The organism is Pseudoalteromonas sp. NZS127 (assembly GCF_015864805.1).
GTDB lineage: Bacteria > Pseudomonadota > Gammaproteobacteria > Enterobacterales > Alteromonadaceae > Pseudoalteromonas > Pseudoalteromonas nigrifaciens.
Map to the genome: position 1 here is coordinate 131,069 of NZ_JADYWN010000005.1, position 26,128 is coordinate 157,196.

The following is a 26,128-nucleotide window of genomic DNA, read 5'->3' on the forward strand; positions in this document are numbered from 1 at the left end:
CCTTTTTTTATTTTAAATTTGAGAAGTAACGTATTTAGTTAAAGGTAAGGGGGAATTAGCAGTTATGTGCTAAATGCATTTTGCGCTTTATTATCAATGTTAACTATGTTTACTTTTGTTGCTGGCCGCTTTTGTTACTAACCTTTTGCCCTGAATAGCTTTTTAACGCTGCTCCCATAGCAGCGCACATAACACCAAAAATAACTCCTTCGTTAGATATAAACCTAAAGCTGGTAAAAATATCTAATAAACTTATTATTACCAGCGATAAAACTAAACCTATGCCTGAATACAGCAACCATATTTTAGTAACTTTGTTCATAAATTAATTCCTTTTAAATGCTAAATTTAGCCTAATACAGCCCCGAGGCTATTTTTCGGGGTCGTATTATTTCACTGACAATTGAAAGCCAAAACTAAAAAACTGTTATTTACGTCTTCTACTTGGCTCTCTTTGTCCTGTAATGCGTTTTTTATCGCGGTCTTTTCGTGATTTATTGGTGTTTTTGCGGTTATCTTTTGGCTTTTTGTTTGGATCTGGCTCGTAGCCTGCTAGCCACTGTGGCGTTAAGCGGGTATCTAACAGTACTTCTATTTCTTCAAGTAACCATTGCTCGTCAATACTTACTAGCGACATTGCAAGCCCTTGCTCACCAGCGCGACCTGTACGGCCAATGCGATGTACGTAGTCTTCGGCTATGTATGGCAGTTCAAAGTTAATTACAAACCTAAGTGTCGGAATATCCAAACCACGTGCGGCTACATCGGTAGCAACTAATACACGGGTAATGCCTTCTTTAAAGTTTTGTAGTGCACGGTCGCGTGCGCCTTGTGATTTATCACCATGGATTGACTCGGTTTTTAAACCGTCTTTACACATTTCTTTAGCCAGTTGGTCGGCCATTTGTTTGGTGCGAGTAAAAATAAGCACTTGGCGCCAATTTTTCATGCCGATCATGTGCGATACCAGCTCGCGCTTGCGATCCTCGTCTACTGAGTAAATTACTTGCTCAACCTCAACTGCTGCTGAGTTGCGTTTATCAACTTCAACTAATTCTGGGTTTTTAAGTAGTTTTTTACTAAGCGCAAATACGCTGTCATCAAAAGTCGCCGAAAATAACAAAGTTTGGCGATCGCCTGGAATATGGCGCAATATACGTTTAATTTCGTCAATAAATCCCATATCAAGCATACGATCGGCTTCATCAAACACCAGTGAGTCAACACTTGAAAGCACCACACTGCCTTTAACAATATGATCGAGTAAGCGCCCCGGGGTGGCTACTATTACTTGCGCATCTTTTAGGGCTTTTATTTGTGGGCCTATGCTTGCGCCGCCATACGCTAATGCCCCTTTAATATTGGTGCCTTGGGCATATTTTTCAAAGCTGGCAAATACTTGCTGAGCAAGTTCGCGAGTTGGCGTTAAAATTACCACGCGAGCAACACCTGGCTCATCTTTTTTAAGGGTGTTTAAAAGTTTGTGTAGCAGTGGTAGTACAAACGCTGCGGTTTTACCTGTGCCAGTTTGTGCACTGCCCATTACATCACTGCCCGCTAAAATAGGCGGGATGGTTTTAATCTGAATTGCGGTAGGTTGAGTGTAATTATTTTGCTCAATCGCAGTTAATAACAACGGGTCGAGATTAAGTGATGAGAACGTAGTGGCAGACATAGGCTTAGCTTTAAAATGACAAAGAGCGCTATTGTACTCATATTCACTCATGCCGTAAATTAGAGTGCTTGAGAAAACTATTTAATCGTATTTATCTGCTTTTATTTGTGCCAATAAAAAAGGCGCTAAATAGCACCTTTTAAAATTCATCTCGTTTTTAAGCTGGTTTTAAATTTGCTTTGCGCTCGTTGTAAAAAGCAATCAAATCATCAACCGTAGCTTGGCAGTACTCGCGAATACCCGATACCACCATGTGCTTTTCACCAAAACCCACTTTTTTACCGTTTTCTAGCAAATTAAAGCGCAAAGTAATTTTGCCGCGTTTACCTGCGTATTCAAAACTAGGCTCTGCAAATTCAAGTGTCGGTGCACTAATTTCAACAGTATCAAGATTTATAATCATCGATTCGTAAATAATCATCGGGCGTGCAGGGTTAATCATTACCTCTTGCTTACCCATGAGCGGAATAATCACGTGCGGAAACGCTGCGCCTGAAAACTCAACATAATTTTTAATCAAGCTATTAGTAAGTGCTGGGCATTTGCTGGTTTTACCTTCGCGTTTTACCTTTAAAATTACTTTATCACCGTTTGTTACATCAAACTCATCGGCCTCAGCTGGGAAGCTAAGTTTGGTATTTTCGTCAACCATACCCGCAAAAGTAAACTCCATGCGTTCACTAATACCGTAACGATCTAATACTAATGAAAAAAGTAAGTCTCCTGGAGCACAAAATTTCTTCGCATCTTTATCGTGAAGTGGGTTGTAATCATCAGCAATACACTTGGCGAAACGACAGCCTTGCTCACGAGAGATCGAAACATAATCAGCATGTTGCTGATAAAAAGGACTTAACATAGGGTGTTCACTACTTAAACGGCTTATAACCTGGCTATACTAACAGAAAAAATAAAATGAGAGGTCGAATCTGTTAGATTAGTTACTAAATAAAACAGAGTAATAAAAAAATAATGACTTTTTATTTATTAGCATTATCGATTATATGTGTTTTTCCGTACTGTAAAGTATCAATAATACGGCAACCACTTTGGCACTACTTAATGGCTTTAAGTGTTATATGTGCGTATTTTGAGGGTTATATAAATTTATATGGACTACTCAGTACTGGGCTTTACGTTGCTTTATATCACTTTGTGCTATATACAAAGCAAACAATAATACGCGCTATTTTAAGCACTGTTTTTATAGTTTCCTCATTGGCATTAGCGCTTCATTGGGTGCCTGGTTTTAACAACCTTCCTATTGCTATAAACGAGCATATTACCAGCGATGCAATTGCTTTTACCCTTTATGCTAATTTTGATAAAGCTATGGCTGGCCTCTTTCTTTGTGCTTACTTTTATTCAAATATAAAGCCTTTAAAAGCAGAGTCTAAAAAGACGACTTCATTAATTAACCCCCCTATTTTAATAATTATTACTACCATTTTAGCCGCACTTACTGCAGCTTTAATGCTTGGGCTGGTAAGCTTTAACCCTAAGGTACCTGACTTCTGGTTAGCATTTATTGCTATAAACCTTTTATTTACCTGTGTTGCTGAGGAAGCTTTATTTAGAGGCTTATTACAAACCAAGCTTAGCCAAATTATTACGCCTACCCGCTCGGCAATATTTGCGCCTGTAATTACTGCAGGTATTTTTGCTTTGGCACATTTTGCTGGGGGAGTTAGCTATGTATTAGTTTCATTTATTGCAGGTTTGGGATATGGCTATGTTTTTTATAAAACGCAGCGTTTAGAGTGGGCTATTTTATGCCATTGGTTAGTAAATATTTGTCATTTCTTTTTGTTTACTTATCCTATGCTAAGTAAAACCGAGTGCATATAAAGTCATTTACAAATACTAACAATTTACTCAGTAGTAAACATTGCCCACATTCGATTTTGTTAGTAATTTACTACTTCAAACAATAAATTAAAGGACTAATTAATATGCTACGTTTTATGGCAATAATAACTGCACTGGCTACTTTAAGTGGTTGCTCAAACATGACTTTTCATACTGATATAGACAACGACGTTTTATCTCAAGAAATTGGTACCTACGTTAATAAAAGAGATTTGCAGCAGTTTTACAGCGACCAAGAAGCACACGAAAGTGGCGCTACACTTTTAGGCCGAATAGCAGGTGAAAGCTGTGATGGCGATGGTATGGGTAACAATAATGTAAGCTATAACCGTTCTAAATCAAATGCTATTGATTTACTTAAAGCTGATGCCATGCGCAGAGGCGCAAATGCTTTTACTATTAACTCTTGTAGCGAAACCTCTATATCGTATTGCGACCTATCTGTTTTATGTACCGGACAGGCCTACGACTATTAATAAATCATATATTAAGTGCAAAGCTCAGTAGCACACGCTTTCCAGACTCGATTTTAGATACGCTGTGTTCGTACTTATCGGGCCTAAATAAATACACCCTATTAAACCAGTTAATAATACATTTAGCGCATTTAAACACCCCACCGCTTTTAGGTTTTACTAATACAAAGTTGAGTTTGTAATAGCGCCCTTGCTGCACCGGATCAATGTGGTTCATTACGCTGTGATTAGTTGGGTAAGTAACAAGGTTTATCGAAAATGTATTACTGCTAAAAATGGCTTTGTTTTTAACGGTTGCAATCATACTGCCTCCTATGAGTTTATATGCCGCATGGTAGCATTTAGTAAATTATGAATGCTTAGACTAAACAATATCAAAATACGATGTCATATAACTAAACAACCTGAAACAAAAAAGCCGAACTTATTTACTAAGCTCGGCTTTTAAAAATGCATTATTTAGCAATTATGCACTTGGGTATTCGCGGTAGGCACGTTCGATATTTTTAGCCTGCTTTTTAGAAATACCTAAATGCGCCAATGCTACACGTAAACGAGCACGCGATAGGTCAGAGCCTAATATTTCCATAGCATCAAGCACAGAGGTAGATGACGTTTTACCCGTAATTGCCACAAAAACCGGCTCTAAAAAGTCTTTAATTTTAAGCTCGTGGAACGTTGCTACTTCTTTTGCAATGGCAAAAATAGCTGGTTTATCAAAGCTACGTAGGCCTTCTAGCTGCCATACAAAAAATTGTAGTGCTTGGCGAATTACGTCTTCATCGGCTTTGCCCGCTGTTAATAGCGCAGGATCATAAGTAGGTATACCGCCTACAAAGTGCCCTGCTAAGTCAACTAAGTCCGACAATGTGTTAATACGTGCTTTGGCTTCTGGTAATACTTTAGCTAGCATTTCGCCATTAAACTTCCAATCAACAAAGCGCTGAATTAACTGCTCGTCAGTTAGGTTTTCGCGGATCCACATGCCGTTTAACCAACTAAGTTTATCTACGTCGAATACTGGGCCACCTAGTGACACGCGCTTCATATCGAAGTTTTCAATCATTTCGTTAAGAGTGAATTTTTCACGCTCATCTGGCATTGACCAACCCATGCGGCCTAAATAGTTAAGCACGGCTTCTGGCAGGTAACCCATTTCTTTATAGTAGTTAATAGAGGTTGGGTTTTTACGCTTAGACAGTTTTGACTTATCTGGGTTACGCAGTAGCGGTAAATGCCCAAGTACTGGCGCTTCCCAACCAAAATCTTCGTAAAGTTTTAATAGTTTAGGCGCTGAGTTAATCCACTCTTCGCCACGGAAAATATGGCTAATTTGCATATGGTGGTCGTCAACTACGTTCGCTAAAAAGTAAGTTGGGAAGCCATCAGCTTTTAATAGCACTTGCATATCGACGTTTTCCCACGGGATCTCAATTTCGTCGCGTAGGTAGTCGTTAAATTTAAAAGTGCCTTCGCTAGGGATTTTCATACGTATAACGTAAGGTTTACCCGCTGCTAGGTTTGCTTTAATTTCGTCGTCTGTGTGGTTTAAGCCACGGCCGTCGTATTTAGGGCGTAGACCTTCTGCCATTTGCTCTTCGCGCATTTTATCCAGCTCTTCGCTTGTTGCAAAACAGTAAAATGCTTTGCCGTCGTCAACGAGTTGGTGTGCGTATTTTTTGTATAAATCGCTACGCTCAGACTGGCGGTACGGGCCAAACTCACCGCCCACATCTGGGCCATGATCCCACTCGAGTCCTAACCAACGCAAACTATCCATAATTGCTTGCTCTGACTCGGCAGTGCTACGTACTTGGTCGGTATCTTCAATGCGAAGTACAAATTCACCACCTTGCTGTTTAGCAAAACAGTAATTAAATAAGGCGATATAAGCGGTGCCAAGATGCGGGTCGCCAGTTGGCGACGGGGCAACACGGGTGCGAATTGTCATGGTAATGTCTCTTTTAATAAGTGAGATGGTAAAGTTATTTATGCTGCTACTTTATTTATATAAGCAATAATATCGTTTGATTCGTATAGCCAAGTTACTTGGCCATTTTGCTCGATGCGCAGACAAGGCACTTTAACTTTTCCGCCTTGTTCTAGCAGTTCTTGACGATATTGCTCATTACTTTTTGCATCACGCGCTTCTATTTTAAGGCCTTCGCGCTTAATAGCACGGCGCACTTTTACACAAAACGGGCATGCTTTAAATTGATAAAGCTTAAATTGTGCGGTTTGCTGATCAAGCTGCTGTTGCACTTCTGGAGCACGTTTTTTACTACGTGGCGTAAATACAAAATTAAAGAATAAAATTATACTTCCTAATAACCAACGAACTAATTTCATTAACTGCACTCTATTTACAACAAATTTAAGGTGCCAGATTTTAACACAAAAATAGCAGCAAAAAAGCTCAAATATACTCAGCCAGTATATTTGAGCTTTGTAAGCTCAACCTCGGGTCAGGTTAATTATTTAGCTACTAAAATGGGGGCTTATTTATTCAGCTATACTGCTTTTTATTACAGTAAAATTAAGTCATCGCGATGCAGTACTTCTGCCCCGCCATCGTAATCAAGTAACTCACCTATTTGCTTAGAGTGCGCGCCTTTAATTTTATTAACTTCGCTGCTGCTAAAGCGGGTTAACCCACGAGCAATAAGTTGTTTGTCGCTATTTATTACACTTATTAGATCGCCGCGCTCAAATGCCCCCAACGCATTGGTCACGCCTTTAGCAAGTAAGCTTGCACCTTTAGTTTGCAGCGCGGTTATTGCACCGGCATCAATAACAATTTGCCCGCTACTTTTAGGTCCAGCGAGTAACCACTTTTTACGCCCTTCTTTTGGCGCAGTGAGCTTTAAAAAACGTGTGCCGGGCAGTTGCTCGCTCATACATTTTAAAATGACATTTTTACCCGCACCTTTGGCAATTATAACCTCAACCCCAGCACGCCTTGCAATGTCGGCTGCTTGCAGTTTGGTTGCCATACCGCCGGTGCCCAAGTTTGTGCCACTACCACCAGCAAGCTGGCGCAATTCGTCGTTAATATCACTCACTTCACCAATTAATGTGGCATCGGCATTAGTGCGCGGATCGCTGGTAAATAATCCTTCTTGATCGGTAAGCAATAACAGCTTATTGGCATTAGCTAAAATAGCCACCAACGCTGATAAATTATCGTTATCGCCTACTTTTATTTCACTAGTAGCAACCGCATCATTTTCGTTAATGATGGGCACTACGTCGTAGTTTAATAATGCATTTAGTGTATCGCGGGCATTTAAATAGCGCTCTCTGTCGTTAACATCGGCGCGGGTTAACAGCATTTGCCCTACGTTTACACCATACAAAGCAAACAAGCTTTGCCAAATATGAATGAGCTGGCCTTGACCAACTGCTGCTAGCATTTGCTTATCTATTACGCTGCGGCCACAGGGCTTTAGTAATTGCTCTCGTCCGGCCGCCACGGCTCCGCTCGAAACTAAAATAACGTGATGCCCTTGCTTTTTAAGCTCACAACATTGGCGCACTAGTTCAACCATATGCGCTTTATCTAGCTTATCGGTGCCGCCAGTCAGTACGCTTGTACCTAGCTTTACAACGATTACCTGATCCCTTTGCATTTATTTTTACTACTGAATAATTAAAGATGAATTTATTTATACCAGCTGGGTATTTTTCAACAAGTAAAATATATTCATGCTAGGATCTGATTTTATTCAATTGTGTAAATTACCTGCTATGCCTGCCAGTTTATGTTTAATTATTGCCACCTTTTTATGGGGTAGTTCCTTTATTGCACTTAAGTATGCCATTGCTATTTACGACCCCGCTTTGGTGATATTTTTACGCATGCTAACCACATTATTTTTATCGCTGTGCTTATGGCGCTATGTAATACGCTTTGAATACAGAGTTGGTGACTGGAAGTATTTAATTGCTATGTCGCTGGCTGAGCCTTGCTTGTACTTTTTATTTGAAGGCCATGCAATGGAATATACCTCGGCATCGCAGGCGGGGGTAATTGTGTCGTGCTTGCCTATTATTATTGCTGTACTGGCTTTTTTTATGCTTAAAGAATACATCAGTAAATCTATTATTATTGGCTTTACTTTTTGTATTGGTGGCAGCATTTTGCTCACTGTGCTTTCACCAAACTCCGATCAAGCGCCTAACCCATTATTAGGTAATTTTTTAGAACTTATGGCCATGGTATGTGCGGCGTTTTATACCGTTTGCATTAAACACTTAGCGAGTCGTTATTCACCGTTAACGCTTATAGCGCTGCAAGGCATTAGTGGCAGTTTATTTTTTGCACCGTTTTTGCTTTTTATCGACCTACCAAGCGAAAATCAACACAATATAACCGCTTTATTAAGTATTTTATATTTAGGCTCGTTTGTTACTTTAGGCGGTTATGGTATGTATAACTACGCTATTAGTAAGGTATCGGTATTAACCGCAGCGGCTTATTCAAATTTAATTCCTATATTTACGCTGATTCTTTCGGCCATCATTTTAAATGAAGTGCTTAACTTGTGGCAGTGGCTGAGTATATTTGTGGTATTTGTTGGCGTAATGATCAGCCAACGTCATCAAGAATTAGTGGTTGATATCCCCAGCGCCGAGTCGGGCGAGGATATTTCCACCGATCTTACTACCTCCGATATCATATCGGCCGAAACCAATAGCCTAAATTCGGTTCCCGATGCTAACGCGTCAAAAGGGTAGCACGTTAGTAAATACAATTGTGCAGTGTATAAAAATGTGTTTTCTGACTCATGAATTACCTCGCTGCCGGTTACTTTATAATGCTGCAAGGTGCCATTTTGTAATTGCAGGGTAAACTGCTCTCCCACTTTAACGTGCTGTAAAAAAGCAAAGTGAGTGTCGTTATGCCCTGCAATGAGTGCCCCAGCTTGTTTACTACCAAGCTCTGCTGCGGGTAAAAAGTGGCTGGGCGCAAAGGCTAAATTACGCCCGCTAGCACCTGCTAATACGGTGAGTTTTTCATTATGCGCCGGCCAATTTAATTGTGCGGTTACATAACTATCGGCGTAAAACCATGGCTTAACTTTTGCTTCAGGCGTTTTAAGAGCCTGCTGCCAGGCCTGTTCAATTAGTAATTGCGCCAGCCATGCTTTGCCTTGCATGTAAGCGCCATGACCAAATAACCCCAAACCAAGTATTAATAGCCCCGCGCTTAGCCACTTTTTCATTTAAAACGCCTTACTAGCACAAACCCACTTAACAATAAAATTCCTAATATTATATGTACTTTGCTTTGCCCATCGGTTTGTGGCAAACGCATTGCCATACCCTGAGGAACTGCGTTAGTAGCATTAGCTGTTTGTTCTGCTATTGGATTGATTTGTGTTTGCTCTATTGCTATAAAAGCCGTAAATGGGCTGAGTAATTGATGAGTAAGCGCCAATTGTTGCACTTCGTCTTTAACTGCATTTTGTGAGTTATAGAGCAGCAACGACTTAATTTTTTGACGAGCCCACAGCTTAGCAATTCCTTTAGCATTTGAGCCTGCTTGTATGTTCAGGTTAATACTAATAGGCCCTTGTGCAGTTTGCCCGTTTAATATTACATTACTAGCATTATTGAGCTTTATAGCCACCATTATTGGCTCATTAAAATAGAGATCTGGCAGTGGCGAAGGCCAAAAGTCTAGGCTATTACCGTTTTCATCGCTTAGCGCTAAATTAGTAATTGCAGGATGTGCGAGCTTATCAAATAACTGCTGCATTTTAGGTTGCACCTCGCTAGTGCTGCCTATAAAAGTAAACGAGCCCTTGCCTACATCTGCCGCACGGCGCATAAAAAAGCTATTGGGGGCGCTGCCAATACCAACTGTAAATAAGCGGCTATCGCCTAATTTAGCTTGAATACTTTTAAACAGTGCATCTTCGTTGCTTACGCTACCATCGGTTAAAAATATTACTTGGCGTACAAAACCATCAAACTGCGAACCATCTAAAACGGCATCAAGTGCGCCTTGTATTTCTGTACCGCCGTCGGCTTGTAACCCATATATAAAGCGCTCTGCGCGGCGTAAATTAAAGCCACTTGCAACTAAAGGTTTATCGCTCATTAGGGTTACTACATTATCAAACCCTATAATGTTAAAACTGTCGTTACTGTCTAGCAGCGAGAGCGCATAAAACAATGCGTTTTTAGCTTGCTCCATAGACTGCCCATGCATAGAGCCCGAAGTATCGACTACAAATACTGTTTCGCGGGCTAATCGCTGCGTTGCTATAAAGTTATCTGCAGGCGGCATTAGCATAGCGAGCCCGTAGCGCTCGCCATTTTCAAACTGCTCGGTAAAAAATGCAGCTTGGGCTTGCTCTTTTTGCAGTGGTTTAAACTCCAGCACAAAGTCGCGGTTTAGCGCATTTTGCTCATTTAACTCTATTGAGTATTGTCCAAATGCAGTGTTTTGAATATTTACATTATGAAATTTAGAATTTATATCTACCAGCTCTAAACCTACGTCTATATCTAAGTTTAAATTAAACTGACTACTTGGCTTATCGTCATTTTTTTGCGTGCTATAAACTGGGCTTAGCCAACCATGTGGTAGCGAGTTAGTTGGTTTTTGGCTTTCTTTATTTATGTCAATTTCACCTTGGGTTACATGATAACGCGGTGTGATTGTGCCCGGAAAGCGCACTGTAAAGGTGCCGCTGCTGTAATCAATTATTTCTTGATATTCCAGCTCAATAATAACCTGCTCCCCAGGGGCTATATTAGCTACGTTTGTAATAAACATATTAGCGCGTTGATGGCGTACTAGTGCTGCTTGCTTGCCGGCCTGTTTGGCTTCTGCGTATTTTTTTTCGGCCGCCACTTTTTTATCAATTTGGCCCTTAATTACTCGCTCGCCAATACGCATGGTCATAGCATGTACTGCGCTTTCATCGGGCAGCGGAAACACATAACGCGCATTAACAGCAAACGGGTTTTGGTTTTGATAAGTTTGTTTAACTACAACATGATTTATAAGTCCGGTTAATGTCATATTTGCATCACTTTTTAATATTATTGCAGGGCCTGCTTGTGCGCCGCTGCTATCAAAAAGTTCTAACTTGGGAGAGTGTGCGTGGCTTTTAAAGCTCGTTAACATCACCAGTATACCCAGTGTAAAAAGGCTTACCCATTTAAGGGTAAGCACTTTGCTTGGTTTACTCAAAAAAAACATAAAATCACTCCATCGAAGGCTTTAATTTAATTACTTGCTGTTTGGCTATTTACAGGATTTATTAAACGAGTAGTAAGGGTTACCCGCCGATCAAACGTGTTGTCTTCTACTGTGTTAGTTTTAGCAAGTGTTTGCTGCTCACCAAATGCTTGCGTGCTTAAGCGCGTGTGGCTTACGCCCTGTTTTATTAAATAGCTTTGCACCGCATTTACACGTGCTTTTGAAAGTAAAAGGTTGGCTTGTTCATCACCGCGTTGATCGGCAAACCCACTTAAATCGAGCGCTAACTGTGGCTGGTTTTTTAAAAGCGTAACGAGTTGGTCTAACTGCAATGCAAAATGTGGCGCAATAACACGTGAGCCGGTTTTAAACTGTACTGTCATGGCAAGTAAATTATTAATTTGCGATTGTGTTAACTGCTCATTTTGATTAGCAAGCACTTCGATTTGTTGCTCTAACTGGCTGTTATGGTTAAGCAGGTGTTGGTAGTCGTTGGTTTTTTCTGTCATTACAATTATTGCACGCTGTTGCTGGGCAATTTTGTTATCAGCAACTTTTGCATCGCCTATTAAACCACCAGCAAATGCTCCCACAAAAGCACCAATAGGGCCGCCTACTACACCACCTATAATAGCGCCCGCTCCTAAGCCTATTGCGGTTTCGGTGTGCGCTTCTTTTGTAGCCGTATTATTAGAGGTTGATGCTAATGCGGGACCGCAAAAAACGGCCGCTAGGGTTAGCGCTATTAATGTCTTCTTCATGATTGATCCTTAAACTTACTTTTTAATTTATGATGTTTTGTTTTGATGGGTGTATTAAAACAAGCTCAAGTGGCAACAAAGGGGAGCAAAAATGGCAAACCACTGAGCAATTGTGGCAAAAAAAAGGCAATTGCCTTTTTAAGCGTACTTAGCTTAAAAACTTCGTTATAGTGCGTTGGTAATAAAGAGGATAAACCCAGAAATGAAAAAAATAGCCATCATTGAAGATGAACCCGCCATTCGCGAAAACTACACTGAAATGCTCAGCGCACAAGGTTATCAGGTAACTGGGTATGCAAATCGTAGTAGCGCAGAAGCGGCGTTTAAAAATGCCCTGCCCGATTTAGCCATTGTTGATATTGGCTTAGGTAATGAAATAGATGGTGGTTTTTTGCTGTGCCAAACATTGCGCTCACTGTCTAAAACGCTGCCTATTATTTTTTTAACCGCTCGCGATAGCGAAATAGACACTGTATGCGGCCTACGTATGGGCGCCGACGATTACCTCACAAAAGATATTAGTTTGGCTCATTTAGCGGCGCGTATTGGTGCGCTATTTCGTCGTATGGAAGCACTTAAACAACCTGCCGACGAAAATGCACTTATAACTCGTGGGCCGCTAACGCTCGACACACAGCGCATGCAGGTGTTTTGGCAACAACTATTAGTTGATTTAACAGTAACCGAATTTTGGATGTTGCACTCCCTCGCACAGCGCCCCGGACATGTTAAAAGCCGTAATGAATTAATGAGTGATGCTAAAATTTATGTAGACGACAGCACCATAACTTCACACGTAAAACGTATTCGTAAAAAATTTATAGCACTCGATAGTAACTTTGACTGCATAGATACAGTGTATGGCATGGGCTACAGGTGGGAGCAAATTTAATGTTGCGATTTGGCCTACGTAGTAAGTTTATTTTACTTTCTTGCTTTTTATTTTTATTGCCCTGGTTGGGCTACGAATATGTGTGGGAAATGGAAAAGTTTTTACGCCAAGGCCAAGAAAAAACCTTAGTAGGCACTACCCGTGCCCTCGCCACTGCCCTGCATGAACGCCCTGCATTATTTGATCAGCAAACTAGTTTTTTAGATCAAGTTGTAAAGGGCCGCGATCTATACGCGTACAACCTTAAAAATCCTATTCAACTCGATGGTAAGCTCACTGATTGGGAGAGCTATCAGGCATTATTTTGGCAATACGACAAACGCTACTTACAAAAAACCGACAACAAGCATCAAGCCAGCGATCTGTCGTTTGAGCACATGGTAGGAAAGTTTGATAATTACCTTTATGCACTGTTTAAAGTAACTGATAACCAACTCGTTTATCGACCAAAAAACAGTTTAAGTATTACTAATAACGACCATTTAAAAATTGGCTTAAAAACACCTGATGGGCAGTTTAACCGCTATATTATTGCGCCACGGCAAGATGGCTGGGTAAACGCTTTTAATGCAGATAGCAAAGTACCCTTTACAAAAATTCAGGGCTATTTTAGCAGTACGGCGGCTGGCTACAATATTGAGCTACGCTTTCCTATTAGTATGCTTGGCAATAAGCTTGGCTTTGCCATTGTTGATGTAGATAACAAAGAGCCCTTGTTAGAACCTAAAATAATGTCGACCTCAAACTTAAATAACCCCAGCGATTTAGGTTCAGTACTTGTGCCCTCTCCCGAAATTAATCGTATTTTAAAAGGCATGGGCCACAGTGGCAGCCGTATTTGGGTGGTCGATAAGCATCATAGAGTATTAGCACAATCGGGCTCGATTCATCATGCCGATGGCGTATGGGCTGACGGCCTTGCCAATCAAGCTCCTGAAACTTGGTGGCAACAGTTTGAGCAAAACTACTTGCATCCCCTTTATTATAAAATTTTAACACGCCCCGAAAACGAATTTTTAGATACTCTGCACGACGTAGCAGCTATGCAAGGCAGTCATTTAGCCAAAGCACTAAAAGGCCAGCCTGCATCATCGTGGCGATTAACCCCCGACAGTAAAGCCGTTATTTTATCGGCTGCTTACCCTATTTGGATCCAAGATAAAGTAATTGGCGCGGTAATAGCCGAGGAAACTACCAATGGCGTACGTACACTGCGTAATAAATCGCTCGAAAAATTATTTAACGTTATTTTAGCCGTGATGCTTATTGGCACAGTAACGTTATTCTTTTTTGCCTCTCGAATATCGAGCCGTATTAGGCGTTTGCGCGATACTGCAGAGCAAGCTATAGATGCACAAGGGCGAGTTACTGGCAGTATTAATTACAGCGATGCTAATGACGAAATTGGCGATCTATCACGCAGTTTTGCTAATATAGTCAGCCGCCTTGGTGGCTATACTAACTATTTAGAAAATATGTCGTCGCGGTTATCGCACGAGCTGCGTACACCTGTTGCGGTAGTACGCTCATCGCTCGAAAATCTGCAAATGCAACCACAAAGCGAGCTGAGTCAAAAGTACTTAGATCGCGCCAGTGAAGGCGTTGAACGCTTAGGTAAAATTATTACCACCATGAGCGAAGCCACTCGCTTAGAGCAAAGTATTCAAAGCAATGAGCCTGAGCCATTCGACTTACAAAAAGTAATAAGTGGCTGCATGCAGGGCTACCAGCTTACTTACCCTAAGCAGCTGTTTACACTTGATATATGCCAAACTGCGCTTCCTATGCAAGGCGCACCAGAGTTTATAGCGCAACTGCTCGATAAGTTAATTAATAATGCAATTGAATTTAGCCACGCAGAAAAGCCAATTAGTGTTAGCTTAAAGCAAAACGACAGTGCAGCAATTTTAACCGTAGGGAATTATGGTCCATTATTACCTGCAGGTTTAACTGAGCATATTTTTGATTCTATGGTGTCGGTGCGTAGCCAGCAAATGCAGCAACAGCCACATTTAGGATTAGGACTCTATATTGTAAGGTTGGTGTGCGACTACCATAATGCCAGTGTAACCGCTAAAAACAATCAACAGGGCGATGGCGTAGTGTTTACTGTAAGCCTGCCATTAGTTAAGTAAAAGTGGGTTGTAATTTACTTAACTAATACTCGCCACTGGGTTGGCTTTTTTTGGGTTACAATTTAGTAAGAGTTAAAATGTAACTGTTCACTTTTAATTCAGTGGCAAAACCCTAACCTAGCGCTAATCACCCTAAGCTAAGGTTTAATCATGCACCCATTATTAGAGCAAGAAGAGTTAGATTTTATATTTGAATTATATAGGCCAACAACAAGCACTAAACCTGTAAGCGAGCAGAGCCAAAACCGCAACTATAAAAAAGTAACGCAGCGCCAGTGCAATAAAGATAACAGCACATCAAGTTACTTAATTTAATTACTTTTAATGCCCTACTCACTGTGCCTGTTTTTCTCGTGTTAAAAACGCTTTTACACAGTTTATTTCCGCTTGTTTAACTTCCTCGCCTATTTCTGGGCCTTTTTTGCCGCTGTTAAGTGCAGCTTGTACCACTTGTTTTTTATCTAGCTTTAATAGTTCTGCATGAATAGCACGCAGCTTAGCTGCTTGCGGGTAAGGTTTATCTACGAGTGTTTCGCCGCGCCCTTGTGCATCGCATTGGCATGCTTGAGTAAAAGCAATAAAACGTTGTGGATGAACCAAGGCGTTTAAATTAGTCACAATTAACTTATGAACCGTTTCGGGCCTTAATTGCTCTAATGTATGACAAAGAGTGTGATTATCGCTAGTAAGTACGCCAATATCGCGAAAGCAATTAGGTATTTTTAAGCGTTCACAAAACTGTTCAACTACAGCAACCCCATCTCGTTCATGGCCACGTAAATTACCGCGTTTTTTAAAACTGATCGCTTTACCAAAGTCGTGAGTTAATGCAGCAAAACGCGTTGCTAAATCAAAATTCAAATCGGCTGCACGCCTAAGTACTAACATGGTATGCACAAACACATCACCCTCGGGGTGATGTTGTTTAGGTTGCGGCACATTAACCATTTTCTCAAGCTCGGGAAAAATCCCTAAGCCTTGCAACGCTTGAAAATAAAGTTCGGGATGCTTTTCACCCAGGGCTTTTTCGGTCTCTAACCATACTCGCTCTGGCACTAAATGATTAAGCTCGCCTTGCTGCTTAAGCTGTTGCATTAGTGCATAAGTGCTCGGATGTATACGCCACTCGCTGCCAAAACGGGCTAAAAAGCGAGCTATACGCAACACCCGCACTGGGTCTTCTACAAATGCATCTGTTGTATGGCGCAGTATTTTATCTTTAAGGTCTTGTTGGCCGTTAAATGGGTCAATTATATTGTCGTTAGCATCGAGCGCCATAGAGTTTATAGTTAAATCACGTCTGGCTAAGTCTTCCTCTAGAGTCACATCTGGGCTGGCATCAACCACAAAACCGGTATAGCCTTTACCACTTTTTCGCTCAGTGCGCCCAAGTGCATATTCTTCTTTGGTTTTTGGGTGTAAGTAAACCGGAAAGTCGCTACCTATTGGCACAAAGCCTAACGCTTCCATTGTCTGTGGCGTTTCGCCAATAACAACATAATCGTTGTCATTTGATGCTCTTTTTAGCAGTAAATCACGCACTGCACCACCAACTAGGTAAACCTGCTCCAATGCTTTATCCACGTAACCTCCAAAAACAAATACCAAAACTGCAATTAATGGTACTAATTATACCCAAAACCATATTAAAAGTCTGAGTAGTTTGACCTACCGCTAACTTGCTCATTACAATAGCGCTTTATTTTTAGCTAAAGTCATAACAACAATGAAAAAGCACTCTGCAAAAAAAGAACTCATGCTACTGCCTATATTACTGGTGGTTATTTTAATGTGTGTGGTGGGGCACTTTTTTATGCAAGCAGATTATCAAGACAGTAACATGATTGAATACATGTTAGCAGCGCTACCATTTGCAATGTTTGGCTTAGTGGTTGTAGCCTTTAAAATGGCGGCTAAAAGCGAAAAAAAAGAACAAAACGAGCAGGATTCTTAATCCTGCGTTATGTGTTTAAAGTACATGATAACCAAACCAATCAGGTTTAATTTTTTGTGCTTGCCCACTTGGGGTCAGTTTTATACTAAGCTGGCTGTCGAGTAAATCTATTGCAAAGCAATCGTCTACGTCGTGTAAATCATCTTTATGAATATGGCTAAAGCCAGCGAGTAAATCGTTTTTAGCGCGCTGTTTGGCCTCTTGACTACTGCTTGCTACATACAGTGCAAAGTCGTGTTGCTCAGCCATTAAATCGCTTCTGTAGGCGCCTAAGTTTACAAAGTAAAGCTGTTTAGTTTGCTCAACTGGCGTGTCGCTTACTGTAACTTTATAACCATCTATGTGGTTAATTGCCATGTAGCTATCCATATGCACGCTGTTTTTGTCGCCCACCCATTGGCTTTTTAATTTAGTATAGGTTTGCTCAATGTTTTGCCCAACTACAAAACGAATGTCGTGCATTTCTATATGGCAGCCCTGAATTCGCCCACCTAAATACACCATGAATAACTGCATGTTTAGTTCCTATAAATTGGTTATTTAAGCTAAATTATCAACATCTATATTGTGCTTTTTAATCAGTTTATAAAAATCTGAACGGTTACGTTTAGCTAGTTTTGCGCCTTCGGCGACATTTCCACCAGCCATTTTAAGGGTGTTTATTACGTAGTCGCGTTCAAATTCTTTTTTAGCGTCGTTTAGCGACAATGGCTCTACATTTTTTTCGTTGCTATTTAATGCACTTAGCACTAAATGCTCTGAAATAACTTCGCTTGGGGTAAGTGCTACAACTTGCTCTACCACGTTTTGAAGTTGGCGAATATTACCTGGCCAGTCGTAACGCACGAGTGCGTGCATGGCGTCGTTGGCAAAGTGTTTTTCGCTTTGCTTCATTCGCTTTGCAATACTGGCGCTAAAGTATTGTGCAAGTAGACTTATATCTTCGCGACGCTCGCACAAAGGAGGGAGTTTTAAATTAACCACGTTTAAGCGGTAGTATAAATCCTCCCTAAACTGCTGATTTATAATCGCTTCGGGGAGGTTTTTATGAGTTGCCGATACAATGCGAACATCTATGGCTATTTCTTCTTGAAAGCCGACTGGACGTATGGTTTTTTCTTGCAATACGCGCAGTAACTTAACTTGTAAATTTAGCGGCATATCACCTATTTCATCTAAAAATAAGGTGCCTCCCTCAGCTTGTTGAAACAGTCCTTGGTGATCTTTTATGGCGCCGGTAAACGAGCCTTTTTTATGACCAAATAATTCTGACTCTAGCAGTTCACCCGGTACTGCGCCGCAGTTTATCGCTACAAATGGGCCTTTACTTACATGGCTATGCTGATGAATAGCTTGAGCTAATAACTCTTTACCCGTACCACTGGCTCCCGATATTAATACGTTAACTTGCGTTGGCCCTAGCAGTTTAACTTGCTCTAGCAAATGTAGCATAGCGCCGCTACGGGTAACTATATTGCTAGTGGGTATTATTTCATCGGCATTTACGCCGTGTATTTCTATCGCTTTTGCTAAGCTGTCGAATAACTCGTCTTTATCTATTGGTTTGGTAATAAATGCAAAAATGCCTTGTTTGGTAGCCTCTACCGCATCAGGAATAGAGCCATGCGCTGTCATCATAATAACGGGCAATGCCGGATAGCGGCTTTGCAATTGGCGGTGCAGTGCCATGCCATCCATTTCGTCCATGCGCAGGTCGGTTACTACGGCATCGAACACTTGGCTTTTTAATATTTGTAACGCAGTTAGGCCGCTCTCGCAGGTGGTAACCTCGTAGCCTTTTGATTCGATACGAATAGCGAGCAATTTTAATAAGCTGGCATCGTCATCCACTAATAATACTTTTGCACCTTGCGGTTTTATTGCTGGCATAACTACTGCTCCTTAGTTTCTTCGCGTAATAACAGTTGCTGCTCTATGGTTGCTAATGACGAGAGCGTTTGTTGCATTTTATTATTAAGTGCTTGCTGCTCTTTTTTAGCATTTATTTGTAGTGTTACTTGTTGTTTTTGTAGCCATAAATACTGTTTTATATCGTCTGGCCAATAGTAAGCTTGGTCAAGTTTAAGTAACTTACTCATTACCGTATTAGGATCGCTACTAGTGTTTAAACACATAAATTGAAAAAAGTTTTTTAGTTCTTTTTCGCCAACAAAATCTTTGTTATCTGGGGTTAACTTAAAACCACCACATTTATTAGCATGCCAGGCTATTACTTGCTCCGCAGGGGGATACATAGGATCGCTTTTAGGCCGAGGCTTTGGGCTTGGCTGGCTGTTTTTATCGCTCGTTACTTTAGTTTGAGTTTGCGCCACTGGGCTATCAACCACTTGCTGTTGGGGGTTATTAGTTTTGCACCCCGATAAAATGATGGCACTGCCACACACACATAAAATAGCCATTAAACGCGAGGTCATACTAGTTAACTCCTTGATTTGTTATTATGGGAAGCGTAATTAAAAATCGACAACCTTGGGGTTCATTTTGCTCTATTAATAATTGTCCGTTTAATTGCTCTACTGACTCTTTAACAATAGTTAAGCCTAAGCCACTGCCTTGTAGCGTAACATTTTTGCTATGCTTACCTTGATAAAATGCGCTAAAAACATGTGCTTTTTCGTGCTCTTTAATTCCGCATCCCTCGTCGCTTATCGCCATTTTTAGCTTACTGTGCTCAAAGGTTAACGCTATAGATACTGCCTGCCCGTGTTGTGAAAACTTTAAGCCATTAGAAATTAATTGCACTAAAATCATTTCAATTAACTCCCCAGGTAACGCAAGCGCCTTATTAGGTAAGTTGTTATGCCAAATAAGGATTTGCTCTCGGGCTGTTAGGCGGTGCTCAAAATGACTATTAATTTTATTAATTAAATGATTAAACTCAACCTCACTTACGCTGTCTTTACTAGTACGAATCGCGTTATAACTAAGTAGGCTGTCAATCATAGTACGAAGGCGCACCATAGACTGGCTAATAAGCTCAAGTACAGCGCGTTGCTCTTTAGTTATAGGGCCAACTATTTCATCGCTGAGCAAGTCGGTGCCCTCGACCATTGAGGCTAGAGGTGTTTTAAGTTCGTGGGTAACGTGGCGTAAAAAGGTGTCTTTTTGCTGCTCAAGTATATGTAACTGAGCTTGCACCCATTGTAATTTATTACCTAATTCAACTAGCTCTGCTGAGCCTTGCACGGCTATTTTTTGTTGCCAGTCACCTTGCCCTAATTTACCAATAATTTTAGTCAGGCTTTTTAAACGGCCACTTATACGCCACAAAAAACCGCCTCCTACTAAGAGTGTTAGCGGAATTAGCGCCACCAGCCAGTTAATAAATGAAGTTTGCAACTGCGCTATTTCTTTTTGATTATTAGTAATTTGGGTTTCGCTTTTATCGCGTAACCATAAGGTAAGTTCGGCGAGTAAATCGCTAATAGGTAAAAACAAGGCTACCTGCTGTTGTTTTTGTTCAACAAGTTGAGTGTGTGCTAGTTGCAGAGTATTCGTTAAACGCTGCCATTGTGCGGTGTGACTTTTACTGGGCGCTATACGTGTAAGATCTTCAATACTTTGTAGCGATGCTTGCCACTTATCAACTATGAGCGTATCGAGTGACTCACTTTTTAGTACCCAATTTTGCCGAGTAGCGCGCTCTAAACTATTGAGTTCTTGTTTTAAAATATTAAACGATTTAGTTACTTGGTAGTTATTACTAACAATTTGCTGAGTTACAGCTAACTGCTTATTAAGCGCATTTAAAAATACAATAACCACTAACGATAAGGGTAATAACGACAGCAGCATACTCATTACAAACTGGCTAATTAAATTAGGGCGCCAATTAAGTATTGCTTTGTATTTTTCAGCCATCACTGCTGGCATTGCATCCATCCTTTAGTAACTTTAAACAGCCTATTATTAAGCGTTTAAGTTATACACTAGCTGAATCAATTTACATATCTGTTATTCGTACTGTAAAGCCGCCTGTTGCCAAACAGCAACAACTCAACTCTTTGATTTATATTGCTTCTTTATTTATAAGCCAAATTTCGTTGCAAAAAACACACAGATACCTGTAAAACTTGCTTAACCTATAACACCAAAAACCATAAGCAACTGAATTTAAAAGATAAAAATAATTGGCATCGTTTTTGTAATAGTTAATCTAAGTTTATCTTATAAGGAAATGACCATGAGTAATCGCTTTTTAATTATTATGCCAATCGTTGCGCTAGGCTTTTTGAGCGCTAACGCGCTGGCAATGGATGTACAAGCTACTTTTAATGAACTTGATAAAGACAGTAACGGTACTCTCAGCGAAGCTGAAGCAGGTGAGGACGCCGTACTTCATGAAAACTTTTCACAAATAGATACTGATCAAAATGGTCAGCTGTCGCTAGATGAGTTTAAACAGTTTATTAAGTAACTAACCTAGTAACCAAAGGAGTTTTTTATGAAACAGCTTATAGCCGCATTTTCGTTACTGTTTTTAGTTATTAGTGCTACTGCCCTGGCTTCATCGTTTAATGCTCGTTTTGCTTTTTTAGATAAAAATATGGATGGAAAAATATCTATTACCGAAGCCAAAAAAGATAAAGAAGTAATGAAACAGTTTTCTGATTTAGATGTAAATAACGATGAAATGATCTCTAAAAAAGAGTTTGAGGCGTTTAAGCCTTAAGTTTAAATTCAAGTTTGGTCTTGTAAAATTAACTAAAAGTATTTGCTATAACCCCTGAGGGAGTGTGTAAATGGATTTAATGTTGGGCGTTAAATTATGGCAAGTACTTTATTTTATTACGAATGACATTAAAATGAGCTTTGCGAAGGAGCACCATGAAGATACGCGCTTGTTTAGTTAGTTGCTTATTATTACTAAGCTTTAATTCATTAGCACTTGATGTAAAGCAACGTTTTGATCACCTTGATACAGATCAAAGCGGCTATTTAATTCACCATGAGCTTGAGGCTCAACCGCACTTACTAAACAACTTTAGCAAATGGGATAAAAACCAAGATAATAAAATTTCATTGGTTGAATTTAAAAATTATCTTACGAATAACCTCTACTGAGTAATTTATGAAAAATATAAGCTATATAGCGCTCGTTGCGCTTAGTGTTTGTAGCACACCAAGCTTTGCCAGCAGCAATAACATTGCCAAGCAATTTGAAAAATTTGATCGTAACCAAAACGGCTTATTAAGCCGAGCAGAAACAGCCAGTGACCCTGCCCTATGGTCTCGTTTTGCAAGTTACGATAAAGACAAAGACGGCCACCTCTCTTTAAGCGAATTTACACTTTATGCAAGTCAGTAATTAATTTACCAATAAATTAACTGGCTTACTCTGCACAAATAACAATCCAACCACCTCAAGTGGTTGGTATTATAAAAGTGAGTTTGTTATGTTAAAGCCATTAACAATAAAAATAAGCTCACTATGCCACTCAAAAAAATAATCAAACCTTTGCTACTCGCTTGCCTTTGCGCAGGCTCAAGCCTTGCGGTTGCGCAAACTAAAGTTATTTACAACGCCAACGGCTACACACCTTTGTACAAAGGTGAAGTGCAGCAGTTTTCTACTTTAGTTATAAAAAACGGTAAAGTAGTTAAACTTGGCGGCGATACGCTAAAAAATAGCTTTCCTGATGCCAAGCTTATTGACGCTCATGGCAATACGCTATTACCGGGTTTAATTGACGCACACGGTCACATTATTGGTTTAGGTAATAACCTGTCACAATTAGATTTACGCGGTGCGCTTTCTATTGATGAAGTTACTAATAAACTCAAGGTATTTGCAAATAACAAACAAGGTTGGATTATTGGCCGTGGCTGGAATCAAGAGCTGTGGCAAAAAAAGCAGTTTCCTACCGCTGCCGATTTAGACAAAGTAGTGAGCGATCGCCCTATTGTACTATCGAGAATTGATGGCCACGCTATTTGGGTAAATAGCAAAGCCCTAGAGCTTGCGGGCATTACTGCAAACACCCAATCGCCAGAAGGCGGCGAAATTATTAAAGACGAATTTGGCAATCCTACTGGTATATTTGTAGATAAAGCAGAATCGTTAATTAAACAATTTATGCCAAAACCATCAAAACAAACTCTTAGTGACTCTTTAGATGCTGCCGGTAATCATTTATTAAGTTTAGGGATTACCTCAACCCATGATGCGGGTATAGATAAAACCACTTGGGAATTATACAAAGAACGCGGTGAACTAGGCAATTTACCACTGCGTATTGTGGCAATGCTCAGTGGCGCGAGTCACGATTTAAAAACCATGTTAAAAGCAGGTCGATACCAAGATGCCAACGACTTTATGTCTATTCGCAGCGTTAAGGTTTATGCTGATGGCGCATTAGGTTCGCGTGGCGCGGCGCTAATTGAGGATTATGCCGATAGAAAAAACCACCATGGCTTAATGCTCGAAACCCAGCAAAAACTAGAAGAGTTATTTACGCTTAGTTTTAAAAGCGGTTTTAGTGCCAACACCCATGCAATTGGCGACAAAGCTAACCACGTTGTATTAGATGCTTATAAAAATGTATTTAAAGCAACCGGCGGAATTTTACTACGTAACCGTATGGAGCATGCACAAATAGTAACGCTTGATGATATTAAGCGCTTTAAAACATTAAAAATTATTCCTTCAATGCAACCAGTGCATGCCACCTCTGATATGCACATGGCAGAGCAACGCTTAAGCGAAAAGCAATTAGCGGGTGCTTATGCATGGCAAACCTTTTTAAAACAAGGGTCAGTGATTGCAGCAGGATCTGACTACCCAATAGAATTGGCAAATCCTTTTGATGGCTTGTATGCAACAATTACTCGTATGGATCACAACCAACAACCAACCCAGGGCTGGCGTGCTAGCGAAGTATTAAGCCGTGAAGACGCACTGCGTGCTTTTACCCTAGGCGGCGCTTATGCAGCGCATCAAGAGTTTAAAGTGGGTAGTTTAGAGCAAGGAAAGTGGGCCGACTTTATTTTAATAGATAAAGATTATTTTAAAGCCCCGGTTGATGAACTATATAAAATAAACGTATTACAAACATGGATTGCAGGCAAACTTCGTTACGAAAAAGAGGCTGTGACTGCGCAATAAACTGAATACAAACTGAAAATAACAAATTAATGATAAAATTTAATTAAAGTAATCAAAAAGTGTGTCGATAAAGTGGGGTATTTAAAAATCCCCTTATGTTTCAGGAAGAAAACATGTTATCTAAAAAAATATCTCTTACTTTATCGGCACTTTTTACCCTTTCACTTTCAGCTTGTTCTAGTCACCCTGTTTACAATGGTCACGCTCCTCATAATGACTATTCTCATAACAAAAGGCACGTTCAAAATGACTCGCCTCGCGTGAGTAACTGGCAGTTTCCAGAAAAAAATTACCGCCCAATAAATAGCAGTAAATTACTTAGTAATTACACCGAACAATTAGCCATGAAGCTAATTGAAAATATGAATTACATAAATAGTAATACCCCTATTGCCATTACTTCTTTTGTAAATTTAGATGATAACCTACAAACAACTAATATTTTTGGAAACCATTTAGCTGAGAGCTTTATTACTGAACTACAAGAGTTTGGATTATCTGTTGTAGATTACAAACACACAGGTACTGTACATGTAACCCCAAATGGCGACTTTTCATTTAGTCGTAATGGTCGAGAAATTAAAGGCTACCCGCATATTGAATACACTTTAACTGGCACACTTACTTACACCAATCGCGGTGTTATTGTAAACGCACGTATTATTGGCGCTAAGTCAAAGGTAGTGGTGTCTTCGGCTAAAGGATTTGTGCCTAGTTTTGTGGTTGAGTCGTTATATCCCACTCGCCGCGTTGACGGCATAGCGCTTGACGCAATCTTATAAAAACCAAAAAGGATTAGCTTAGGCTAATCCTTTTTAGGCTCTGGCTGTTTATTACGGTATAATTTAATAATATGATACGCGTTTACAAACGCGAGTAAGCCGTTAGTAAAGGCAACGGGTACTGCACCAATAGCTAAGCCATAAATAGTAAAGGCGATACACCCAAATAAATTATACCAACGCAGCTTTACCACGTCGGTCATTGTTAACGATGCAACCAGTAAAGCAGATGCTATATAACCTAAATATTCCCAACTCAATTGTTCTCTCCTAGGCTTTAGGTTAGCATTGCATATTAAACTTTAGTACATTGAATCTGTACAGCAACGTAACAGCTAAATAAAAGTTAACCTATAAATGGCTTAAAACTCTGTTGGTTATCAGCAGCTATACTGCTCAAATAATTAGTCCAACAGTGCCAGCCCATTATATTAGCAGCACCTGATATGTTAATTAATTTAACATAATTTCTTAGAGCTTTGATGCTATCGCCATTAAGGTGCAATAAATAGGACAATTGTCCGAAGAGTATGATTGATGTTTCAATACCATTTTTCCAGTTATCTTGTTGAACAACTACTTACCTTTGCCGGTAGTAGTTATCAGCAATCAAAAAAAGAAATATTAATACAACAAGACCAGCCTTTAACTAAGTTGGTACTTGTGCGCAGCGGAACTGTGTCGTTTAGTTACGATGTAGGTAACGGACGACGCCTGCTGCTTGGTCAACTCGATTGCAATAACACCCTCATTGGTGAAATAGAAGCGCTCAATAATAACCCCTGCATTTATACAGTAACCTGTTTTAGCGATGTAACTTATAATTTAATTGAGTTAAAGCATTGGCGTGCGTTATTACTTGAAAAACCTGAGCTGAGTTTATACACAGCACAAACTATAGCGGCTAAATTTCAAGAAAATCAAAAAATAAACCTAGATAAATTATTACTGCCACTGAGCTATAACATAGCTAAAGACTGCCTACTAAGAGCCGAAAACAACAACCCTACATTGCTGCGTGCGTATCCTACGGTAAATGCCGAAGCAGAACGTTTTGCAACCACTGAGCGCGCTTACAGGCGCGTTGTAACAGAACTCGTAGAAAAAAGCTTAGTACAAAGAAGTACCCAAGGTTTATTAGCAGTAGATATACCGCGCCTAAGCCAATATGTAGATAGCTTTGCGCAATTGTAATTTATTACATCAGGTTACATAGGTTGAAACGTTAAGTTTTATCCATAA

Annotated in this window: 29 protein-coding genes and 1 pseudogene; 14 read left to right on the forward strand and 16 right to left on the reverse strand. The window is 40.2% G+C overall.

Translation table 11 applies throughout. The features are described from left to right. Positions 1-109: 109 nt before the first annotated feature. From I6E78_RS07085 to I6E78_RS07095, 3 genes are all read right to left on the reverse strand, one after another. Positions 110-322 carry a hypothetical protein gene (locus I6E78_RS07085; protein WP_193038666.1) on the reverse strand — a complete coding sequence of 71 codons (213 nt, stop codon included), beginning with the start codon at positions 320-322 and terminating at the stop codon, positions 110-112. A gap of 105 nt (positions 323-427) precedes the next feature. Next, positions 428-1,675: a DEAD/DEAH box helicase gene (locus I6E78_RS07090; RefSeq protein WP_197182203.1), complete on the reverse strand. Its 1,248-nt coding sequence runs from the start codon at positions 1,673-1,675 to the stop codon at positions 428-430. Between the two features lie 157 nt (positions 1,676-1,832). Then, a complete protein-coding gene (locus I6E78_RS07095) occupies positions 1,833-2,534 on the reverse strand; it encodes a DUF3581 domain-containing protein (protein WP_011327338.1) in 702 nt (233 codons plus the stop codon). 203 nt (positions 2,535-2,737) lie between these two features. Between I6E78_RS07095 and I6E78_RS07100 the strand changes: the two genes are divergently transcribed. Together I6E78_RS07100 and I6E78_RS07105 are read left to right on the forward strand one after the other, a co-directional pair. Further along, positions 2,738-3,523 (forward strand): CPBP family intramembrane glutamic endopeptidase, encoded by a 786-nt coding sequence (locus I6E78_RS07100; RefSeq protein ID WP_231617957.1) that lies wholly within the window; start codon positions 2,738-2,740, stop codon positions 3,521-3,523. A 104-nt stretch (positions 3,524-3,627) separates the two neighbouring features. After that, positions 3,628-4,020: a hypothetical protein gene (locus tag I6E78_RS07105; RefSeq protein ID WP_197182205.1), complete on the forward strand. Its 393-nt coding sequence runs from the start codon at positions 3,628-3,630 to the stop codon at positions 4,018-4,020. Between the two features lie 4 nt (positions 4,021-4,024). Here I6E78_RS07105 and I6E78_RS07110 read toward each other — a convergent pair whose 3' ends face one another. The 4 genes from I6E78_RS07110 to proB all read right to left on the reverse strand — a co-directional run bounded on the left by I6E78_RS07110 (position 4,025) and on the right by proB (position 7,649). Then, the gene (locus tag I6E78_RS07110; RefSeq protein WP_011327334.1) at positions 4,025-4,324 is read right to left on the reverse strand and encodes a hypothetical protein; all 300 of its coding nucleotides are present in this window, start codon (positions 4,322-4,324) and stop codon (positions 4,025-4,027) included. 162 nt (positions 4,325-4,486) lie between these two features. Beyond that, positions 4,487-5,971, reverse strand: a complete 1,485-nt coding sequence (gene gltX / locus I6E78_RS07115; protein ID WP_197182206.1) for a glutamate--tRNA ligase — start codon at positions 5,969-5,971, stop codon at positions 4,487-4,489. A gap of 38 nt (positions 5,972-6,009) precedes the next feature. Continuing rightward, a complete protein-coding gene (locus tag I6E78_RS07120) occupies positions 6,010-6,369 on the reverse strand; it encodes a glutaredoxin family protein (RefSeq protein ID WP_197182207.1) in 360 nt (119 codons plus the stop codon). A gap of 176 nt (positions 6,370-6,545) precedes the next feature. Next, positions 6,546-7,649, reverse strand: coding sequence for a glutamate 5-kinase (proB, locus tag I6E78_RS07125; RefSeq protein ID WP_011327331.1), 1,104 nt, complete (start codon positions 7,647-7,649; stop codon positions 6,546-6,548). 118 nt (positions 7,650-7,767) lie between these two features. Here proB and I6E78_RS07130 point away from each other — a divergent pair, with 118 nt between their 5' ends. Beyond that, positions 7,768-8,757: a DMT family transporter gene (locus I6E78_RS07130; protein WP_041454657.1), complete on the forward strand. Its 990-nt coding sequence runs from the start codon at positions 7,768-7,770 to the stop codon at positions 8,755-8,757. Here I6E78_RS07130 and I6E78_RS18645 read toward each other — a convergent pair. From I6E78_RS18645 to pdsO, 3 genes and pseudogenes are all read right to left on the reverse strand, one after another. Then, positions 8,757-9,245: pseudogene (locus I6E78_RS18645) on the reverse strand (class GN sortase); the annotation flags it as partial. The gene I6E78_RS07130 and the pseudogene I6E78_RS18645 overlap by 1 nt on opposite strands. Beyond that, positions 9,242-11,236, reverse strand: coding sequence for a marine proteobacterial sortase target protein (locus I6E78_RS07135; RefSeq protein ID WP_197182208.1), 1,995 nt, complete (start codon positions 11,234-11,236; stop codon positions 9,242-9,244). The gene I6E78_RS07135 and the pseudogene I6E78_RS18645, both read right to left, overlap by 4 nt. Positions 11,237-11,262: 26 nt before the next feature. Beyond that, positions 11,263-11,997, reverse strand: coding sequence for a sortase-associated OmpA-like protein PdsO (pdsO, locus tag I6E78_RS07140; RefSeq protein ID WP_197182209.1), 735 nt, complete (start codon positions 11,995-11,997; stop codon positions 11,263-11,265). A 202-nt stretch (positions 11,998-12,199) separates the two neighbouring features. Between pdsO and pdsR the strand changes: the two genes are divergently transcribed. From pdsR to I6E78_RS07155, 3 genes are all read left to right on the forward strand, one after another. Continuing rightward, entirely contained in the window at positions 12,200-12,889 is a 690-nt protein-coding gene (pdsR, locus tag I6E78_RS07145) for a proteobacterial dedicated sortase system response regulator (protein ID WP_011327326.1), read from the forward strand. Further along, positions 12,889-15,024 carry a proteobacterial dedicated sortase system histidine kinase gene (gene pdsS, locus I6E78_RS07150; protein ID WP_197182210.1) on the forward strand — a complete coding sequence of 712 codons (2,136 nt, stop codon included), beginning with the start codon at positions 12,889-12,891 and terminating at the stop codon, positions 15,022-15,024. The genes pdsR and pdsS overlap by 1 nt, the downstream gene beginning before the upstream one ends. Before the next feature lie 150 nt (positions 15,025-15,174). After that, a complete protein-coding gene (locus tag I6E78_RS07155; RefSeq protein ID WP_011327324.1) occupies positions 15,175-15,339 on the forward strand; it encodes a hypothetical protein in 165 nt (54 codons plus the stop codon). Between the two features lie 18 nt (positions 15,340-15,357). Here I6E78_RS07155 and I6E78_RS07160 read toward each other — a convergent pair whose 3' ends face one another. Continuing rightward, positions 15,358-16,608 (reverse strand): multifunctional CCA addition/repair protein, encoded by a 1,251-nt coding sequence (locus I6E78_RS07160; RefSeq protein ID WP_011327323.1) that lies wholly within the window; start codon positions 16,606-16,608, stop codon positions 15,358-15,360. Between the two features lie 142 nt (positions 16,609-16,750). On the opposite strand from I6E78_RS07160, the gene I6E78_RS07165 reads away from it, so the two are divergent. Continuing rightward, entirely contained in the window at positions 16,751-16,978 is a 228-nt protein-coding gene (locus I6E78_RS07165) for a hypothetical protein (RefSeq protein ID WP_089367803.1), read from the forward strand. Between the two features lie 15 nt (positions 16,979-16,993). On the opposite strand, the gene I6E78_RS07170 is transcribed toward I6E78_RS07165, so the two are convergent. From I6E78_RS07170 to I6E78_RS07185, 4 genes are read right to left on the reverse strand one after another with little or no spacing between them, the layout of a single operon-like run. After that, a complete protein-coding gene (locus tag I6E78_RS07170) occupies positions 16,994-17,494 on the reverse strand; it encodes a DUF1543 domain-containing protein (protein WP_011327321.1) in 501 nt (166 codons plus the stop codon). Positions 17,495-17,518: 24 nt separating this feature from the next. Next, complete coding sequence (locus I6E78_RS07175; RefSeq protein WP_058372656.1) at positions 17,519-18,868, reverse strand: sigma 54-interacting transcriptional regulator; 1,350 nt, start codon at positions 18,866-18,868, stop codon at positions 17,519-17,521. Positions 18,869-18,870: 2 nt separating this feature from the next. Next, positions 18,871-19,413 carry a hypothetical protein gene (locus I6E78_RS07180; protein WP_011327319.1) on the reverse strand — a complete coding sequence of 181 codons (543 nt, stop codon included), beginning with the start codon at positions 19,411-19,413 and terminating at the stop codon, positions 18,871-18,873. Position 19,414: 1 nt separating this feature from the next. Further along, positions 19,415-20,872: a HAMP domain-containing sensor histidine kinase gene (locus tag I6E78_RS07185; RefSeq protein WP_197182211.1), complete on the reverse strand. Its 1,458-nt coding sequence runs from the start codon at positions 20,870-20,872 to the stop codon at positions 19,415-19,417. A gap of 310 nt (positions 20,873-21,182) precedes the next feature. Here I6E78_RS07185 and I6E78_RS07190 point away from each other — a divergent pair, with 310 nt between their 5' ends. From I6E78_RS07190 to I6E78_RS07215, 6 genes are all read left to right on the forward strand, one after another. Continuing rightward, complete coding sequence (locus I6E78_RS07190; RefSeq protein WP_011327316.1) at positions 21,183-21,416, forward strand: EF-hand domain-containing protein; 234 nt, start codon at positions 21,183-21,185, stop codon at positions 21,414-21,416. A gap of 27 nt (positions 21,417-21,443) precedes the next feature. Continuing rightward, the gene (locus tag I6E78_RS07195) at positions 21,444-21,671 is read left to right on the forward strand and encodes a hypothetical protein (RefSeq protein WP_058372653.1); all 228 of its coding nucleotides are present in this window, start codon (positions 21,444-21,446) and stop codon (positions 21,669-21,671) included. Positions 21,672-21,826: 155 nt separating this feature from the next. Next, positions 21,827-22,063 carry a hypothetical protein gene (locus tag I6E78_RS07200; RefSeq protein WP_011327314.1) on the forward strand — a complete coding sequence of 79 codons (237 nt, stop codon included), beginning with the start codon at positions 21,827-21,829 and terminating at the stop codon, positions 22,061-22,063. Between the two features lie 7 nt (positions 22,064-22,070). Then, positions 22,071-22,307, forward strand: coding sequence for an EF-hand domain-containing protein (locus I6E78_RS07205; protein WP_182679001.1), 237 nt, complete (start codon positions 22,071-22,073; stop codon positions 22,305-22,307). Between the two features lie 123 nt (positions 22,308-22,430). After that, on the forward strand, positions 22,431-24,104 hold the full coding sequence (locus I6E78_RS07210) for an amidohydrolase (RefSeq protein WP_197182212.1): 1,674 nt from the start codon (positions 22,431-22,433) through the stop codon (positions 24,102-24,104). Between the two features lie 113 nt (positions 24,105-24,217). Continuing rightward, on the forward strand, positions 24,218-24,886 hold the full coding sequence (locus I6E78_RS07215) for a FlgO family outer membrane protein (RefSeq protein ID WP_011327311.1): 669 nt from the start codon (positions 24,218-24,220) through the stop codon (positions 24,884-24,886). A gap of 23 nt (positions 24,887-24,909) precedes the next feature. Here I6E78_RS07215 and I6E78_RS07220 read toward each other — a convergent pair whose 3' ends face one another. Continuing rightward, positions 24,910-25,146, reverse strand: a complete 237-nt coding sequence (locus I6E78_RS07220; RefSeq protein WP_011327310.1) for a YgjV family protein — start codon at positions 25,144-25,146, stop codon at positions 24,910-24,912. A 277-nt stretch (positions 25,147-25,423) separates the two neighbouring features. Here I6E78_RS07220 and I6E78_RS07225 point away from each other — a divergent pair, with 277 nt between their 5' ends. Further along, positions 25,424-26,080 carry a Crp/Fnr family transcriptional regulator gene (locus tag I6E78_RS07225; RefSeq protein ID WP_011327309.1) on the forward strand — a complete coding sequence of 219 codons (657 nt, stop codon included), beginning with the start codon at positions 25,424-25,426 and terminating at the stop codon, positions 26,078-26,080. Positions 26,081-26,128: the final 48 nt, after the last annotated feature.

Bases quoted from the DNA above. Each gene is read 5' to 3' on its own strand.
- I6E78_RS07085 (WP_193038666.1), bottom strand. From the start codon at position 322: ATGAACAAAGTTACTAAAATATGGTTGCTGTATTCAGGCATAGGTTTA.
- I6E78_RS07090 (WP_197182203.1), bottom strand. From the start codon at position 1,675: ATGTCTGCCACTACGTTCTCATCACTTAATCTCGACCCGTTGTTATTA.
- I6E78_RS07095 (WP_011327338.1), bottom strand. From the start codon at position 2,534: ATGTTAAGTCCTTTTTATCAGCAACATGCTGATTATGTTTCGATCTCT.
- I6E78_RS07100 (WP_231617957.1), top strand. From the start codon at position 2,738: ATGGCTTTAAGTGTTATATGTGCGTATTTTGAGGGTTATATAAATTTA.
- I6E78_RS07105 (WP_197182205.1), top strand. From the start codon at position 3,628: ATGCTACGTTTTATGGCAATAATAACTGCACTGGCTACTTTAAGTGGT.
- I6E78_RS07110 (WP_011327334.1), bottom strand. From the start codon at position 4,324: ATGATTGCAACCGTTAAAAACAAAGCCATTTTTAGCAGTAATACATTT.
- gltX (WP_197182206.1), bottom strand. From the start codon at position 5,971: ATGACAATTCGCACCCGTGTTGCCCCGTCGCCAACTGGCGACCCGCAT.
- I6E78_RS07120 (WP_197182207.1), bottom strand. From the start codon at position 6,369: ATGAAATTAGTTCGTTGGTTATTAGGAAGTATAATTTTATTCTTTAAT.
- proB (WP_011327331.1), bottom strand. From the start codon at position 7,649: ATGCAAAGGGATCAGGTAATCGTTGTAAAGCTAGGTACAAGCGTACTG.
- I6E78_RS07130 (WP_041454657.1), top strand. From the start codon at position 7,768: ATGCCTGCCAGTTTATGTTTAATTATTGCCACCTTTTTATGGGGTAGT.
- I6E78_RS07135 (WP_197182208.1), bottom strand. From the start codon at position 11,236: ATGTTTTTTTTGAGTAAACCAAGCAAAGTGCTTACCCTTAAATGGGTA.
- pdsO (WP_197182209.1), bottom strand. From the start codon at position 11,997: ATGAAGAAGACATTAATAGCGCTAACCCTAGCGGCCGTTTTTTGCGGT.
- pdsR (WP_011327326.1), top strand. From the start codon at position 12,200: ATGAAAAAAATAGCCATCATTGAAGATGAACCCGCCATTCGCGAAAAC.
- pdsS (WP_197182210.1), top strand. From the start codon at position 12,889: ATGTTGCGATTTGGCCTACGTAGTAAGTTTATTTTACTTTCTTGCTTT.
- I6E78_RS07155 (WP_011327324.1), top strand. From the start codon at position 15,175: ATGCACCCATTATTAGAGCAAGAAGAGTTAGATTTTATATTTGAATTA.
- I6E78_RS07165 (WP_089367803.1), top strand. From the start codon at position 16,751: ATGAAAAAGCACTCTGCAAAAAAAGAACTCATGCTACTGCCTATATTA.
- I6E78_RS07170 (WP_011327321.1), bottom strand. From the start codon at position 17,494: ATGCAGTTATTCATGGTGTATTTAGGTGGGCGAATTCAGGGCTGCCAT.
- I6E78_RS07175 (WP_058372656.1), bottom strand. From the start codon at position 18,868: ATGCCAGCAATAAAACCGCAAGGTGCAAAAGTATTATTAGTGGATGAC.
- I6E78_RS07180 (WP_011327319.1), bottom strand. From the start codon at position 19,413: ATGACCTCGCGTTTAATGGCTATTTTATGTGTGTGTGGCAGTGCCATC.
- I6E78_RS07185 (WP_197182211.1), bottom strand. From the start codon at position 20,872: ATGCCAGCAGTGATGGCTGAAAAATACAAAGCAATACTTAATTGGCGC.
- I6E78_RS07190 (WP_011327316.1), top strand. From the start codon at position 21,183: ATGAGTAATCGCTTTTTAATTATTATGCCAATCGTTGCGCTAGGCTTT.
- I6E78_RS07195 (WP_058372653.1), top strand. From the start codon at position 21,444: ATGAAACAGCTTATAGCCGCATTTTCGTTACTGTTTTTAGTTATTAGT.
- I6E78_RS07200 (WP_011327314.1), top strand. From the start codon at position 21,827: ATGAAGATACGCGCTTGTTTAGTTAGTTGCTTATTATTACTAAGCTTT.
- I6E78_RS07205 (WP_182679001.1), top strand. From the start codon at position 22,071: ATGAAAAATATAAGCTATATAGCGCTCGTTGCGCTTAGTGTTTGTAGC.
- I6E78_RS07210 (WP_197182212.1), top strand. From the start codon at position 22,431: ATGCCACTCAAAAAAATAATCAAACCTTTGCTACTCGCTTGCCTTTGC.
- I6E78_RS07215 (WP_011327311.1), top strand. From the start codon at position 24,218: ATGTTATCTAAAAAAATATCTCTTACTTTATCGGCACTTTTTACCCTT.
- I6E78_RS07225 (WP_011327309.1), top strand. From the start codon at position 25,424: ATGTTTCAATACCATTTTTCCAGTTATCTTGTTGAACAACTACTTACC.